This window comes from Vibrio sp. A1-1, assembly GCF_021728175.1.
Lineage (GTDB): Bacteria > Pseudomonadota > Gammaproteobacteria > Enterobacterales > Vibrionaceae > Vibrio > Vibrio diabolicus.
This window is the reverse complement of sequence record NZ_JAKKCL010000001.1, coordinates 632,237-645,915: the sequence shown is the minus strand read 5'-3', so window position 1 is coordinate 645,915 and position 13,679 is coordinate 632,237. Positions and strand designations below refer to the sequence as shown.

At 43.8% G+C, this 13,679-nt stretch carries 15 protein-coding genes; 13 read left to right on the top strand and 2 right to left on the bottom strand.

The genetic code is table 11. The features are described 5' to 3' along the window. Window positions 1–58 precede the first annotated feature (58 nt). Complete coding sequence (locus L3V30_RS02995; RefSeq protein WP_237308294.1) at window positions 59–268, top strand: DUF1127 domain-containing protein; 210 nt, start codon at window positions 59–61, stop codon at window positions 266–268. A 68-nt stretch (window positions 269–336) separates the two neighbouring features. Here the strand turns inward: L3V30_RS02995 and L3V30_RS02990 are convergent, their stop codons facing one another. Both L3V30_RS02990 and L3V30_RS02985 read right to left on the bottom strand, forming a co-directional pair. After that, window positions 337–2,028, bottom strand: a complete 1,692-nt coding sequence (locus tag L3V30_RS02990) for an AMP-binding protein (protein WP_237308293.1) — start codon at window positions 2,026–2,028, stop codon at window positions 337–339. A 148-nt stretch (window positions 2,029–2,176) separates the two neighbouring features. Further along, window positions 2,177–2,902, bottom strand: a complete 726-nt coding sequence (locus L3V30_RS02985) for a helix-turn-helix domain-containing protein (protein ID WP_237308292.1) — start codon at window positions 2,900–2,902, stop codon at window positions 2,177–2,179. Between the two features lie 330 nt (window positions 2,903–3,232). Between L3V30_RS02985 and L3V30_RS02980 the strand changes: the two genes are divergently transcribed. The 12 genes from L3V30_RS02980 (at window position 3,233) to L3V30_RS02925 (ending at window position 13,679) form a co-directional block, all read left to right on the top strand. Next, window positions 3,233–3,406, top strand: a complete 174-nt coding sequence (locus L3V30_RS02980; protein ID WP_031781043.1) for a hypothetical protein — start codon at window positions 3,233–3,235, stop codon at window positions 3,404–3,406. After that, window positions 3,406–3,894, top strand: a complete 489-nt coding sequence (locus tag L3V30_RS02975) for an A24 family peptidase (RefSeq protein WP_041852894.1) — start codon at window positions 3,406–3,408, stop codon at window positions 3,892–3,894. Before L3V30_RS02980 ends, L3V30_RS02975 begins: the two co-directional genes overlap by 1 nt. Before the next feature lie 61 nt (window positions 3,895–3,955). Further along, window positions 3,956–5,269: a hypothetical protein gene (locus L3V30_RS02970; protein WP_006742388.1), complete on the top strand. Its 1,314-nt coding sequence runs from the start codon at window positions 3,956–3,958 to the stop codon at window positions 5,267–5,269. Between the two features lie 13 nt (window positions 5,270–5,282). After that, a complete protein-coding gene (gene cpaB / locus L3V30_RS02965; protein WP_006742389.1) occupies window positions 5,283–6,038 on the top strand; it encodes a Flp pilus assembly protein CpaB in 756 nt (251 codons plus the stop codon). 7 nt (window positions 6,039–6,045) lie between these two features. Beyond that, window positions 6,046–7,509 (top strand): type II and III secretion system protein family protein, encoded by a 1,464-nt coding sequence (locus L3V30_RS02960; RefSeq protein ID WP_237308291.1) that lies wholly within the window; start codon window positions 6,046–6,048, stop codon window positions 7,507–7,509. A gap of 13 nt (window positions 7,510–7,522) precedes the next feature. Further along, window positions 7,523–7,747 carry a hypothetical protein gene (locus L3V30_RS02955; RefSeq protein WP_012841463.1) on the top strand — a complete coding sequence of 75 codons (225 nt, stop codon included), beginning with the start codon at window positions 7,523–7,525 and terminating at the stop codon, window positions 7,745–7,747. 25 nt (window positions 7,748–7,772) lie between these two features. Then, window positions 7,773–9,041, top strand: a complete 1,269-nt coding sequence (locus L3V30_RS02950) for a pilus assembly protein TadG-related protein (RefSeq protein ID WP_109169524.1) — start codon at window positions 7,773–7,775, stop codon at window positions 9,039–9,041. Between the two features lies 1 nt (window position 9,042). Continuing rightward, entirely contained in the window at window positions 9,043–9,507 is a 465-nt protein-coding gene (locus L3V30_RS02945) for a TadE family protein (RefSeq protein ID WP_012841464.1), read from the top strand. Continuing rightward, complete coding sequence (locus L3V30_RS02940) at window positions 9,504–10,022, top strand: TadE family protein (protein WP_237308290.1); 519 nt, start codon at window positions 9,504–9,506, stop codon at window positions 10,020–10,022. Before L3V30_RS02945 ends, L3V30_RS02940 begins: the two co-directional genes overlap by 4 nt. Before the next feature lie 12 nt (window positions 10,023–10,034). Beyond that, a complete protein-coding gene (locus L3V30_RS02935) occupies window positions 10,035–11,243 on the top strand; it encodes an AAA family ATPase (protein WP_048625931.1) in 1,209 nt (402 codons plus the stop codon). A 12-nt stretch (window positions 11,244–11,255) separates the two neighbouring features. Next, complete coding sequence (locus L3V30_RS02930; protein WP_006742393.1) at window positions 11,256–12,701, top strand: CpaF family protein; 1,446 nt, start codon at window positions 11,256–11,258, stop codon at window positions 12,699–12,701. Between the two features lie 9 nt (window positions 12,702–12,710). Further along, on the top strand, window positions 12,711–13,679 hold the full coding sequence (locus L3V30_RS02925) for a type II secretion system F family protein (protein ID WP_006742394.1): 969 nt from the start codon (window positions 12,711–12,713) through the stop codon (window positions 13,677–13,679).

The window sequence follows — 13,679 nt, the reverse complement described above, 5'->3', positions numbered from 1 at the left end:
GGATATCAGCGTAGTCGCTGATTATTAAGTGGTCAACATTGTTATAGGAGTTGGTTACATGGAAAACATGACACACACTTGTGAGCGCACTTTACCAGCTGACCATCAGACCGGATTACAGTTAATTTATTCTAAACTTGCTAGTTGGAGAAGAAACTACAAGACACGTCGTCACTTGAGAGAGTTACCAGAGCATCTTTGGGACGATATAGGATTAGGTGAAAAGGAAATTAATAGTGAAGTGAGGAAGCCGTTTTGGAGAGAGTAGTTTATGAGTTTGATTCAAGCTCAGAATTAAACTGCACTCCCCAATGATATTGAGGAGTGCAGACAAGGCTATAAGTCTTCTTCCCACAAAACCAATTCACCTTTCGGCCAGTTGTGACCAATTTCATGATACTTTTGCTCAAGCACATGACGTTTAATTTTGAGTGTTGGCGTCAATACGCCATTTTCAATGCTCCAAGGCTCTTTAATCATTAATACGCCTTTGATTTGCTCATGAGAGGCGAGTTCTTGATTCATTTTTGCAATGACTTTGCGGGTGGTTCGTGCGTACCGCTCTCGATCAAAGTTAGGAAAATCATGTGGCACAACCAAAAGAATCGGGGCTGGTAGCCCTAAACCGATGAGGCACATCATCTCTACGCGACTGTATTCGAAAAGTTTTTTCTCGATAGGAACTGGAGAGACAAACTTACCTTTGGCGGTTTTAAAGTTATCTTTTTTACGGCCTTGAATAGTTAGGTAACCATCTGAGTCGATAGAGCCGATATCTCCTGTGTGTAGCCAGCCCTCTGAATCAAAAGACTCTTGGGTGGCAATGTCATTTTTGTAGTAGCCAGAAAATAGCCCTTTGCCACGCACCATGATTTCATCATCGTCAGCGATTTTTAACTCAATACCTGGTCCAGCATTACCGACACTACCAATTTTGTCAGCTCTAAATGGGTAGTTGAGCGTGCTATAAGCAAATGATTCTGTCATGCCCCAAGCTTCAGTAATATTGAGTCCTACAGAGTGGTACCATTCCAGCAGTGCTGGTGATACCGGGGCAGAGCCACAGCCTAATACTCGAGCCTGATCCAACCCCAATCCTTCTGCGAGCTTTTTCTTGATCAGAGAATTGACGAATGGGATTTTCAATAGAATGTTGAGCTTCTTCTGTGGAAGTTTGTCTTGAATACGTTGTTGGAATAGCGTCCATAATCGCGGGACTGAGATAAACAGAGTCGGGCGGTGCATTTTTACATCTTCGATAAAGGTATCCAATGATTCTGGAAATGCTGTTGGTACACCACCCATGATGGATGAGCCAAAAATGTAGACGCGCTCTGTAATATGAGCCAAAGGTAAGTAAGAAAATAGACGATCATTTTCTTGAATACCGATATGGTTTATCAGTTGTTGTACGGACCAGTTAAACGCTCCGTAGGTCAGCATCGCACCTTTCGGTAATCCTGACGTACCTGAGGTATACACCAAAGACATTAGCTTATCGTCGTAGTGCTGTGGACGCTCTTCACTTGGCATTGCATCAGCGATGAGCGCTTGGTATTCGTACTGACATTTTGGCGCAGTATCGTAGGGGAGCGCGATACTAATGAGTTCCGGCATTGCATCAATGACTTGCTGGGTTGCTTTAGGATCATCAAGTTTTCCGCCAATGAACGCTTTACTTTCACTATGAGTCACACAGTATTCGATGGTGTCAGCGCCGGCGGTAGGAAAGATTGGCACACTGACATAATCGCCAAGCATCATCGCAAGATCGCAAATAAACCACTCTGCACAGTTTTTAGACACTAACGCCACTTTGTCGCCAGGCTGTACTCCGAGGTTGCGTAGTGCACTGACGAGTTTTAAGGCTTGATCGGCAACATCAGCGAACGTGTATTCAACAAATTGTCGGTTAATAATTTGTTTTAGATAGACCTCATTTGGACGCTCTTGAGCCCATTTGAGAATCATTTCATTTGGTGGTGGGAGAGCGCAACCAGCAGCGCTGTTTAGATTCGGCTGATTCATTTTTAGTGACTCCATGTCTTCTCGTTGTATTTATAATTGTTAACGCATTGTTAACTTTAGCATGTTAAATAACGACACGGGAATGCATTTTGATGAAATATGTGGGGAGGATAGCGTTAGTTACCCCTAAAGTCGGTACTAATAGCGCCTAAAACTGTTGCCGATAATTCGCTGGGGACAGGCCTGTTTTTTTCTTAAAAATTCGAGAAAAGTAAGAGACATCTCGGTATCCACACTGATAGGCGATGTAGGCAATTTTCATGGATTCATTTTCAACGAGCATTTTCTTTGCTAATGAAATACGTTTCGCAGTGACATAATCACGAAAGCACATACCAACTTTGCGATGGAATACTTTGGAAAAGTAGTTCGGTGAGTAGTGACAAAGCGCAGCAGCTTCCTCTTCCCGTAGGTCTTTATGTACGTTATTGGCGATGTAATGAACCACGTCAGAAAAATTCGACTTTCCGCTTCGAGAAAAGAGTTTATCGACCGAAATTTGTTCTTCGTCGACCTTGCTATGCAAAAAGTATTTCAATTTTATCTGTGATAGCCAAATCGGGAGGGTGATTTCATTCAACGTATAATATTCCGCACAAATATGCTTTGGCGGTAAGTGAGGCTCGATATCGGTTGGATGTATAACGATCAGTTTTTTGTCGAGATTTTCACAGAGCGTGATGACGCCTTTCAGGTGCTCTCGATGATCGCAAGTCATGTAGTAGAAGAAATAGCTGTGTTCTTTATCGCTAAGCACAGAGATATCTTTGCTACAGTCCATAATCTCAAAGCTCTTATCAAACTCACAGCGAAGTGATTCCGGCAGCGAGCAAAGAGTCTCTCCAATCCAATAAGATTTGGTCAGTCTATCCATATGAATCCCGCTCAGTACGTACTACACCAACGTTAGTATGTATTGAGGTCAGTCGAGCCTCATTCCTTGAGCTTCAGACCTCACCCTTTCGTTTATTAAGCTTAGGCTTATATAGTCATACTGCAAGTGTGAAAGGTGTCACATAGTTGGTGGTGATGTGTCTCGTTATTGATACATTTTGATTCTGAAGCGCAGGTAGGCAAGAAAGTACCAACCTTTGGCAAAAAAGTCCTAACCCCCCTAATTCTCGGTGACTAATGTTTAAGCATGATTCAGGTGCACATGAGACCTGTATCATTAATAGCGAGATACGTTAAAGGGGATAATCTTATGGATAACTTTCGCAATCTAATCAAGGACTTCATGGAAGATGAAGAGGGGCTAACACTTTTAGAGTACATTCTAGGTGCGGCATTAATTGTTACAGCGTTCTTGACTTCAGGCTTCTGGACGACTTTGTCTAACAAGTTTACTTCAGTAGCTGGTCGTATCAGCAGCTCGTAATGGTTAGCGAGTTAGTTATTTGGTCATTGCTTATTGCGATTGGAGTATCAGACGCTCAGAAACACAGAATACCAAACAAAGCGGTGCTTATGCTTTTGGTTGCTGTTACTGCAAACGTAATTTACAACCCAGCAACAAGTGGCTTGGATCATTTATATGGTGGGTTGGTTGCGTTTGCAGTGTGTTTCGCGCTGTATCTGTTCAAAGTAATGGCTGGAGGAGACGTTAAGTTGCTCGCCGTCATAGGGGCATGGCTGGGTCTGAGTAACCTTGGGGAAGCGTCTACTGGAATAATACTTGCTGGAGGCATCGTGGGCATTTTTTATCTAATGTTACACGTGTCATCGACTAGTGTTGCTCTATCACACCAGATAAAAGGGTATTGCTTAGAAAAAGTAACACCAGGCTTTAGGTCTAATAAGCCGTTAGTCATTCCTTTCGCGCCGATAATCGTAATTGGATTAGCTTATTTCTCCTACACCCATTAAATAATAATAAAAAATGGCATGCAGCATCAGTTGACTAGGCAACTTCAAGAGGGGAAGTGTGATGGGCTCTGTGTATTGGGAAAAACTCGTGCCACAAATAAATCCACCAAAGGTGCCTTCGTCTGTCGAGGGTCTTGGCGTGCCGTCTTCAGTTGTTGAAAACCTAGTGTTGAAACATCTGTCTGCCTATCCCAAATGTGACTTAATCGAATTAACGCAACGGCTTTGTATTGTTTCGAATATTGTCGAGCTTGCTTTGGCACAGTTAAGAAAGCGAAGTTGGGTAGAAGTTTATCAGCCAGCATCAGACAAGTTGAGTACATCGTATTCCAACGTACGCTACAGTTTAACTGAGCTTGGGCTTGCAGAAGCAGACATTGCGTATAGAAAAGATCCGTATATCGGTCCTGTTCCCGTCTCTTTGGAAGAATATTGGACGGTTGTTGAGGGACAAGATCTTCGCAAGCATCCTATTAATCGCAATGATGTTGAGCGAGCGCTGTCTGACGTGTTTGGTTCGGATCATTTGATACCCGTTTTAGGGCCGGCCATTAACTCGGGGCGTGCTTTGTTGCTGTATGGTCATGCGGGTACCGGTAAAAGTTACGTCGCATCAAGAGTGCTCAATGCAATGAACACTTCGGTATTCATTCCTTATGCCGTATATGCCGATGGCAACATCATCAAAGTGTTCTCAGAGCATCATCACCGTCGTTTAGACAACTCCCATTCTCAGGTTTTCGTTAAGTTGGAAACGCATTACGACAAACGCTGGGTTCTTTGTGAAAGACCAAACATTCAAGTGGGCGGTGAGCTGACATTGGATATGCTTGAGGTAAACCACAGCGAGCATAATCGTGTATGGATTGCGCCACTGCAAATGATGGCTAACAACGGAATCTTGGTGATTGATGACCTTGGTCGTCAGTCAATGCCTGTTGATGCCCTGCTAAACAGATGGATCGTTCCAATGGAGTACTTATTTGACCATCTAGCTTTGCCAAATGGTCAACAAGTCACGGTGCCGTTTATGCTCACTCTGGCATTCTCCTCCAACTTTGCACCAAGCAAAATTGCAGACCCCGCTTTTTTACGTCGTTTGGGTTACAAGATCGAGTTTACACCGCTTGGTTTGACAGATTATCAAGCGCTTTGGGTTTCGCTTGCTAAAGATTACCAAATGACGCTTGTGCCTGAGTTTTTCGATACGTTAAGTCAGTTACATCGCGACAATGATGTCGCCAACTACCCTTGTTTACCAAAAGACTTACTCGGTATTAGCCGCGATATTTTGGTGTTCGAAGGGAAAGAGAAGGTCGTCTCATCAGACATTTTAACCCGTGCCTGGGGACTGTACTTCACAGTGGATGAATAGGGAGATCTAAATTATGAGTCGGACTCAAGTCATCATGTTGCTGTTGCTCTCCATTGTTTTCGGCCTTGCCGCCGTGCTGATCGCTAAACAATGGATGGATGGCAGAAACCAACCAACTGTCGAGTTAGAAGAGGTCGAAAGACACCCAGTTTTAGTTGCCGCCATGGAACTAGAGCCAGGGACCATTCTATCTGAGAAACATTTGTCTACTAAGCTCATGGAAGTGGATTGGATAGACGATGAAACGCTAAAAGTACAAGAACAGGCATTGGGAAGAATTGTTGCCAATACCATTTATGCGGGCGAGCTGGTTAACTCGAATCGTCTTGCATTGCCCGGTGAGGGCGCGACACTTGCTGCTTTAATCCCTGAAAACAAACGAGCAATCACCATTCGTGTTAATGACGTTATCGGTGTGGCTGGGTTCTTGTTACCGGGCAATAAGGTCGATGTATTGAATACCGTGAGTTATGGACAAGGTAAAAACGCCACAACAAAAACGGTGCTTAAAAACATCAACGTTCTTGCGGTCGACCAAACAGCCAAAACCAATGATAACAAACCCGTTATTGTGCGTGCGGTGACTTTAGAAGTAACACCGAAAGAGGCAGAAAAGCTCTTATCGGCGAACAGCAAAGGCGACATTCAACTTGCTCTACGCAACCCTCATGAAGTGGATAAACCTGTTGTAGCAAGAAAATACACGCCACGACCTAGTGTGACCATTATTAAGGGATCTCAGGCATCCAGTGTCCGAGTCAGCAATTAGGTGAATTATGAAAACAATAATATTACTCGTTAGCCAGTTACTTTTTGTCAGCTTGTCTGTTAACGCAGCCACGGTGCAGTCAGGAAAAGTCGTGACCGTTGCGCATCACCAATCAACCCAATTGATGATATCCGGCCAAGCGAAGAAAGTGACATTAGGGGATCCAGAAGTCTTGGATATTTTAGTGCTCAGATCGAACGAGCTGTTTCTTATTGGTAAGAAGTTAGGTACCACGAATGTGTCGGTGTGGGATCGCCGAGGCCGGTTAATTGAGCAGTTTAACGTGGAAGTCACGCATGATCTAAACACGCTTAAGTCGAAGCTTTATCAGTTCTTGCCGGATGAAAATATCGAAGTGCACAGTGCGCAAGAAAAAGTGGTACTTAGAGGCTTGGTCAGCAGTCAGCAAAACATGGACACTGCGGTCAAAATTGCTGAAACCTTCGCTTTAGGTGAAGCGGCAGATGAAGAAGATGACAGCTCTAAAGATGATGGCAGCATGGTGATCAATCTACTTTCTATTGGCGGGGCTCAACAGGTGACACTAGAAGTGACCGTTGCCGAAGTGCAGCGCACACTAGTAAGACGCTTTGACTCAAACTTTCACTTTTTCCAAAGAAGTGGAGACTTTACCTGGGGTGGTACGACGGCTGGTGGCGGTATTGATGGCATTGGACCGATTTTGAACGTCCCAACAGTCGAAGATTTCGGTTTTCTAGGGTCGTTTATCGATAGCAATACCTTGTTTACCTTCGCGCTTGATGTGGCGAAACAAAATGGCGTGGCGAAAGTGTTGGCAGAGCCTAGCCTTACCGCATTAAGTGGTACGCAAGCCGAGTTTGTCGCTGGTGGTGAATTCCCAATTCCAGTACCAAATGAAGATGGTATTACCATCGATTATAAAGAGTACGGTGTTCAACTCGACTTCGTTCCGTTTATTTTGAGTGATAAGAGAATCAACCTCAAATTGAACGTCAATGTGAGTGAAATATCCAACTCAGGTGTGCTGACGTTTAATCCAAACGAAGTGAATGCCACGTTCTTTATTCCGCCAATCACTAAACGAAGTGCTGGCACCACGATTGAGCTGGCTGATGGCCAAACCATTGGTATTGCAGGCTTATTGAGTGAAAACGCACGTAATGTCGCGGATGGCATACCTGGAGCGAGTGATTTACCTGTTTTGGGACGCTTGTTCAAGAGTGAAGAGTTTACCTCTGGGGAAACAGAACTTGTCATTCTGGTCACCCCTCGATTAGCAACCCCAATCGACCGACGTCGAATCACACTGCCAACGGATGGCTTTGTGGCTCCGAACGATGTGGAGTTCTATTTGCTTGGTAAAGGTGCTGAGTTGGATTTTGATAGATACCAGCTAAACGACATCAGCGAAGAAAATACTAACAACAACTTTATTCAATACGGTTCGTCAGAAGGTGGCTCTGAGGGCAAGTTTGGGCACAGTCTATAAGTGGGAGAGCAAGATGAAAAGCATAATGATAATGACCATTTGTTTCACATCATTCGGCTTGTTTGGCTGTGCGAATGACCCCGAGCTTGGTATCTCGGTTAGCCAGTTGCGCGCTGAACAAACTCTTAATCCAGAAGCGTGGTATGAGAATTTGGGTTATTTACCGGAAGGTAGTGGTGAGCGTACACAAGTTAGCTTAGAGGTATATAACAACAACGGGGTAGCCAAAGATGAGTAAGTGATGTGTTCACTTAGGAGGGGCTATGCGAAGGAATATGCATATAGCACCAAGGCGAACCCAGAAAGGGATTACCTTAGTGTTGATAAGCTTGGTTTTGTTGATTCTGCTAGGCGTTGCGGCGTTTGGTATTGATTTAAACCACCAAGTTCTTAATAAAACACGTTTACAGAATGCGGTCGATACTGCGGCCCTTGCAGGTGCTGTCGTTGCCGATAAGACAGAGGATGTGAATCAGGCTGAAACCGCAGTGAGAACAACGCTTAGTGGAATATCAACCGAGCCTGGAAATTCTGAGCTGACGTTTAGTGACAGTAATACAGCAGTGACATTCTCGCATGATATGCAGACGTTTGTAAGTGCAGCAAGTTTTACACCGCCATTGGGGGAGTACGATATTTATGTCCGCGTAGCGGTCACCGATATTAGCCTAACGCAGTATTTGAGTGGTTTGTTTGGGATTGATAAAGAGGTCTCTGCGAGTGCGGTTGCAGGGCGAAGTGCGGCGATTGCATATACGTGTAATTTAACGCCAATCGCCATGTGTGGTGATCCTGCTGGTGATGTGAGTGATGCATGGGGGTATCGTCCGCCGGGTTACGACCCTAATGTAGATATGGATCCTTCTCTAGTGCATGAGCTGAAAGTCGGGGATCAGAATAACACCGATATGGGGCCGGGAAACTTTCAGTTACTCGATTTTGGGCAAGGAACGGGTAATAGTGGTGCAGCCTTAGTTCGTGATGCATTGTCTGGTGCTTACAACGGTTGCGCCTCAATTGGCGATACCGTTACGACTAAACCAGGTAATAGTGCAGGTCCAGTTGCACAGGGACTGAATGTGAGGCTCAACGACTTTTCGGGACCGATTAAAAATGACGGAACGGTTTTACCAGACAAATACGTGAGAGAGCCCGATGTTTTGGCTGAGACCGATGCGGAGTACGCAGGCGACCTGTATTACGCCAACTATCGTCAGGAGCTAAGCTCTTGTGAAAGCGGTGGTGCTTGTGATGGCAGTAGTTATACAGGTGATGGTGGTCTGAACGGACGCCGGATTTTGCGTATCCCTATCGTAGATTGTACGGCTTCTACAGGTAAGTCTGATTTTGATGTTTTGGGCTTTGGTTGCTTCTTTTTACTACAAAAAGTTAGTAACTCAGGTCAATCATCAGTGTTTGGGCAATTTCTTTATGATTGTTTAATTAATAACGGTTCGACTGGCACGGATCCGACAGATAAAGGCTTCTACCGTATCCAGCTGTACAAAGACCCGTTTAGCGGGGCCTCTTGATATGTTGTATTCAAATAGAAAGCATCAAAGGCCAAATATTTGCAGTCAACAAGGGCTGGCAATCATAGAGTTTATTCTCGCCTTGCCAGTGCTATTGATGCTAACCGTTTTAGTGATCGATGTGAGCCGAGCTTTTATTCAGTATACCGAGGTCAATAAAGCGCTGCAGAATGGGGCAAGGTATGCCGTCGTTGATACGTACGGCACGTTGAACTTTGAGTCAATTGCTGACGAAACCAGTATCAAGAATGTCGTTGTGTATGGAAGCCCAATAGCCTCTACTACACCTGTGATAGACCATATCAGTGTGGATGATATTGTCATTACCCAACCAACGAGTACCAATAAGGTGGTCACTCTATCGGCGACTTACAATTACGTGCCGATATTCTCGACCTTACCTTTTTCGAGCACTTCTTTGCAATTTAGCATTGGGGCGACCACGTCTATGAGGACAGGCCCATGAAACGATTGATAACGAAACAAAAAGGAGTGACGCAGCTTGAGTTCTCGGTAATCGCTTTGGCCGTTATATTAGTCCTGTTTTTGATCATCGAGTTTGCGATCTATTTCTTTTCGGTGCAAATGGTCAATGAAGTAACACGAAGAGCTGCGAGGCTTGCCACCGTGTGCTATATCGCTGATAGGGATGACATTCCTAACTTACCAGCTGTATCAGATCTCTACCCATCAGGCTTTTCTGCGAGTAATTTACAGATAGATTATCTTGATGAAGCTGGTGTAAGTGTTGATGTATCAGGCTTTCTTTCTACCCCTCCTGCGTCTAATGACGTATTAAATGCGCAGTTTTCTCAAATTAAATATGTTCGAGCAAGAGCGGTGAATTATACTTTTCAGTTTTTTGTTTTAGCTGCTTTAATTAATGCAGTAGGGAGTACTCCAGCTTTTGAAACTATATTGCCTGCAGAGAGTTTAGGAATACTTAGACCCGAAGGGACCAATGTCATTACGGATTGCTAATGGAGTAGCTTTATGTTGAAACCAGTTAAAATAAATGAAGAAACATATAAAAGTTTAAAAACTAACTTGATTGTTTGGATAGTTTATTCTACGTCAAACTTTAAAATTCATATTGCTGATGAATTATCCGGATGTGTCAATCTAAATATTGATTGGATAGAGCTAGAGTCTTTTAATTTGGACTTTGTGAAAAATAAGCAAATTCCCGATCTTATTTATATTGAAACCGGTGAAAGTTGGGCGCAGAAAGTGGCTCATGTGTACTCTAGTGACAGTAGCTTACAGCATAATCACACCGCTTTGATTGTATTTGGTGATGAAAACGATACTGCATCTCTCAAAATGGCGTTGAGGCTTGGCGCAACAGACTATTTGTCGCGTTCTGTTGATCTTGGTGAGCTTTATCCGCTATTAAAATCGACCGCGGATGAAAAGATTGCCAATAAACAAATGGGCGATTTAACTTTATTTATCAATACAAAAGGTGGTTCGGGTGCAACAACACTGGCGATCAACACCGCGATAGAACTGTCAAGTTACGCGAAGAGTAAAGTATTGCTCATTGACTTAGATATGCAGTTTAGTGATGCGGCCGATTATTTAAACTGTAAGCCAAAATACAACATTAATGATGTGATTGATTCTGTTAATGATTTGGATGAGTTATCACTAGAAGGTCTCGTATATCAACATCCTTCAGGTTTGAATTATTTATGTTTTAACCAAAATGATACCAAGGATAATCATAAACACGCAGTTCAAGTCAGTAAGTTATTACCTATTCTGAGACAGTTTTACTCACATATTATTGTGGATTTGTCTCATGGTGTTGAGCATGTTTATCAACAAATTGTTTCTCCGGCTACGCATATCTTTTTAATTATGCAGCAGAATGTTACTTCGGTTAAGCATGCTGTCAGCTATATACGTTCTTTAGAATTAGACTATGGTTTAAGTAGTCATCAGGTTGAACTGATTGTTAATCGTTTTGAAAAGAAATCAACAATATCTTTGAAAGACATTGAAAATGCAGTTAGTGGACATGCGATACATTTAGTACCTAATAATTTTGCTATTGCTATCGAGAGCGCTAATTTGGGTAACCCAATTGTTCAATCTAAGAAAAATAGTGCGCTGAAAGCTTCTTTGGCTGAAATATCGCACTTATTAGAAAGTCCGACCAAAGAGAATCAAAGTTGGATCAAAAAACTATTTTCTTAGTAAGGGGGAGTTATGTTTTTCAAACGGAAAGGCGTCGGGAGTTCTTTCAATTCCGTAGATGAAACAAAAGAATCCAAAGTTGTGAATGTCGAGTTGGCAAAATCTGACGAAGATACGTCAGATGAGCAAAGGGCTTTATCGCCTGTTGAAGCCAAGATGAAAGCGATCGAGGAGCAGAAAAAACAGCTAGAACAAGATCTCTCGATCAAACACTACTATCACAAAAAGCTACTGGATACCTTGGATCTCGGGCTTCTATCGCACTTGCAAGAAGATCGCGCGAAAGAGGAGTTACGCGAAGCGGTCGTTCAGCTCATTGCTGAAGATCAAACACACCCGTTGAGCTCTGAAGCTCGCAATCGCGTAATCCATCAAATTGAAGATGAAGTGTTTGGCCTAGGGCCGCTAGAACCGCTGCTTGAAGACCCAACGATCTCAGATATCTTGGTCAATGGTCCGAAAAATATCTTTGTCGAACGTTTTGGTAAGCTCGAGAAAACGCCACATACCTTCTTAGATGAGCGCCATCTGCGCAACATCATTGACCGCATTGTTAGCCAGGTTGGACGAAGAATCGATGAAGCATCACCAATGGTGGATGCTCGACTCAAAGACGGTTCGCGTTTCAATGCGATTATTCCTCCTCTTGCCATTGATGGCCCTTCCGTTTCTATTCGACGTTTTGCGGTTGAACGTTTGAATATGGATAACCTATTAGAGCTTGGTTCGTTATCTCCAGAGATGGCGAAGTTTCTCAATGCTGCGGTTGTGGGGGAAATGAATATCCTGATATCTGGTGGTACAGGCTCTGGTAAAACAACCACGCTGAATATTTTGTCGGGCTTCATTCCAAGTGATCAACGTATTGTGACCATTGAGGACTCGGCAGAGTTACAACTCCAACAGCCACATATTATCCGCTTAGAAACACGTCCTTCTAATATCGAGGGTAAAGGTGAAATATCTCAGCGCGATTTAGTGAAAAACTCGCTACGTATGCGTCCTGACCGGATAGTTGTTGGTGAGGTTCGTGGCTCAGAAGCGGTGGATATGTTATCGGCAATGAACACGGGTCATGATGGGTCGCTGGCCACCATTCACGCTAACACACCAAGGGATGCGTTGAGCCGTATTGAGAATATGTTCTCGATGGCGGGTTGGAATGTGTCGACCAAAAACTTGAGAGCGCAGATTGCCTCCGCCATCAATATTGTCGTGCAAATGGATCGCCAAGAAGACGGTAAACGCCGCATGGTCAGCGTACAAGAAATCAATGGCATGGAAGGCGACGTTATCACCATGTCGGAGATCTTCACCTTCCAAAGAAGAGGGGTCGATCAAGAAGGTAATGTGTTAGGTGATTACATGGCAACAGGGATTGTACCAAGCTGTCATGACCAATTAGTAAAACGAGGCTTAGACGTACCATTTGAAATATTCAATGAAAAAGCCCGTTAGGAGATTGCTATGGATAGTCAATTCCCCCTTTTTCTTGTGCTGCTTTTTTTGTCCGTATTCTTTATTAGCCAGGCGTTAATTCTGCCTTCTGCGGGTAAAAAGGTTAAGCATAAGCAGTTAATTAAGCGGATACACGAAAGTCATAAACACATCGATCAAGAGAGTATTTCCCTACTAAGGGAAAACTCGCTCAAAAACCTTTCTCCATTAGAGCGATGGCTTGTGAGGTTCAGCCTATTCGATAACTTTAAGAAGAAGTTGGAATTGGCTGGGATACACATGGGGTTCAGTCGGTTTATTTTTCTCACCTTCCTCGGTGGGGTTGCGGTTGGGCTATTTCTGTTCTTATTCGGGCAAGTTTGGTACCTCTGTGCCGGTGTTGCTGTTGCTTGTTGGGTGTCGGTTTACTTCTACCTACAGAAAAGAATTGCCGATCGTTTAATGAAGTTCGAAGAGCAACTGCCAGAGGCGCTCGATATCATTAAACGAGTCCTACAGGCCGGTCAGCCAATTACACAAGCGTTTGGGGAAGTAGGCAGAGAGGTCAGTGCGCCGCTTGGCCCTGAGTTCATGAATACCTTTAACTTACTCAACTATGGTTATGACCTCCGCTTGGCGATTATGCAAATGTCGGAAAGAACACCTACGGTATCCATGCTTGCTTTCTCGAGTGCGGTGTTACTGCAAAAAGAAACGGGTGGTAACTTAGTCGAAAACATTGAAAAGCTCTCTCATATCCTACGTGCTCGTTTCAAACTCGCTCGAAAAATCAAAACTATTTCTGCGGAATCTCGAATGTCGGCATGGGTATTAGTATTAGCGCCTTTTGGGTTGTACGTCATCATTTCACTCGTTCGGCCTGAGTATATTGAGCTGCTTCATACGCACCCAATGGGGATCAAAATGGTGATTGGTGGGATGGTGGCCTTATTTATCGGCACGCTGTGGATTCGTAAAATCGTCAATATTGAGGTGTAG

What these genes read in the sequence shown, in the direction of transcription:
- cpaB (WP_006742389.1), top strand. Translation starts at nt 5,283, where the DNA reads ATGAGTCGGACTCAAGTCATCATGTTGCTGTTGCTCTCCATTGTTTTC.
- L3V30_RS02950 (WP_109169524.1), top strand. Translation starts at nt 7,773, where the DNA reads ATGCGAAGGAATATGCATATAGCACCAAGGCGAACCCAGAAAGGGATT.
- L3V30_RS02930 (WP_006742393.1), top strand. Translation starts at nt 11,256, where the DNA reads ATGTTTTTCAAACGGAAAGGCGTCGGGAGTTCTTTCAATTCCGTAGAT.
- L3V30_RS02940 (WP_237308290.1), top strand. Translation starts at nt 9,504, where the DNA reads ATGAAACGATTGATAACGAAACAAAAAGGAGTGACGCAGCTTGAGTTC.
- L3V30_RS02995 (WP_237308294.1), top strand. Translation starts at nt 59, where the DNA reads ATGGAAAACATGACACACACTTGTGAGCGCACTTTACCAGCTGACCAT.
- L3V30_RS02925 (WP_006742394.1), top strand. Translation starts at nt 12,711, where the DNA reads ATGGATAGTCAATTCCCCCTTTTTCTTGTGCTGCTTTTTTTGTCCGTA.
- L3V30_RS02935 (WP_048625931.1), top strand. Translation starts at nt 10,035, where the DNA reads ATGTTGAAACCAGTTAAAATAAATGAAGAAACATATAAAAGTTTAAAA.
- L3V30_RS02980 (WP_031781043.1), top strand. Translation starts at nt 3,233, where the DNA reads ATGGATAACTTTCGCAATCTAATCAAGGACTTCATGGAAGATGAAGAG.
- L3V30_RS02985 (WP_237308292.1), bottom strand. Translation starts at nt 2,902, where the DNA reads ATGGATAGACTGACCAAATCTTATTGGATTGGAGAGACTCTTTGCTCG.
- L3V30_RS02970 (WP_006742388.1), top strand. Translation starts at nt 3,956, where the DNA reads ATGGGCTCTGTGTATTGGGAAAAACTCGTGCCACAAATAAATCCACCA.
- L3V30_RS02975 (WP_041852894.1), top strand. Translation starts at nt 3,406, where the DNA reads ATGGTTAGCGAGTTAGTTATTTGGTCATTGCTTATTGCGATTGGAGTA.
- L3V30_RS02955 (WP_012841463.1), top strand. Translation starts at nt 7,523, where the DNA reads ATGAAAAGCATAATGATAATGACCATTTGTTTCACATCATTCGGCTTG.
- L3V30_RS02990 (WP_237308293.1), bottom strand. Translation starts at nt 2,028, where the DNA reads ATGAATCAGCCGAATCTAAACAGCGCTGCTGGTTGCGCTCTCCCACCA.
- L3V30_RS02960 (WP_237308291.1), top strand. Translation starts at nt 6,046, where the DNA reads ATGAAAACAATAATATTACTCGTTAGCCAGTTACTTTTTGTCAGCTTG.
- L3V30_RS02945 (WP_012841464.1), top strand. Translation starts at nt 9,043, where the DNA reads ATGTTGTATTCAAATAGAAAGCATCAAAGGCCAAATATTTGCAGTCAA.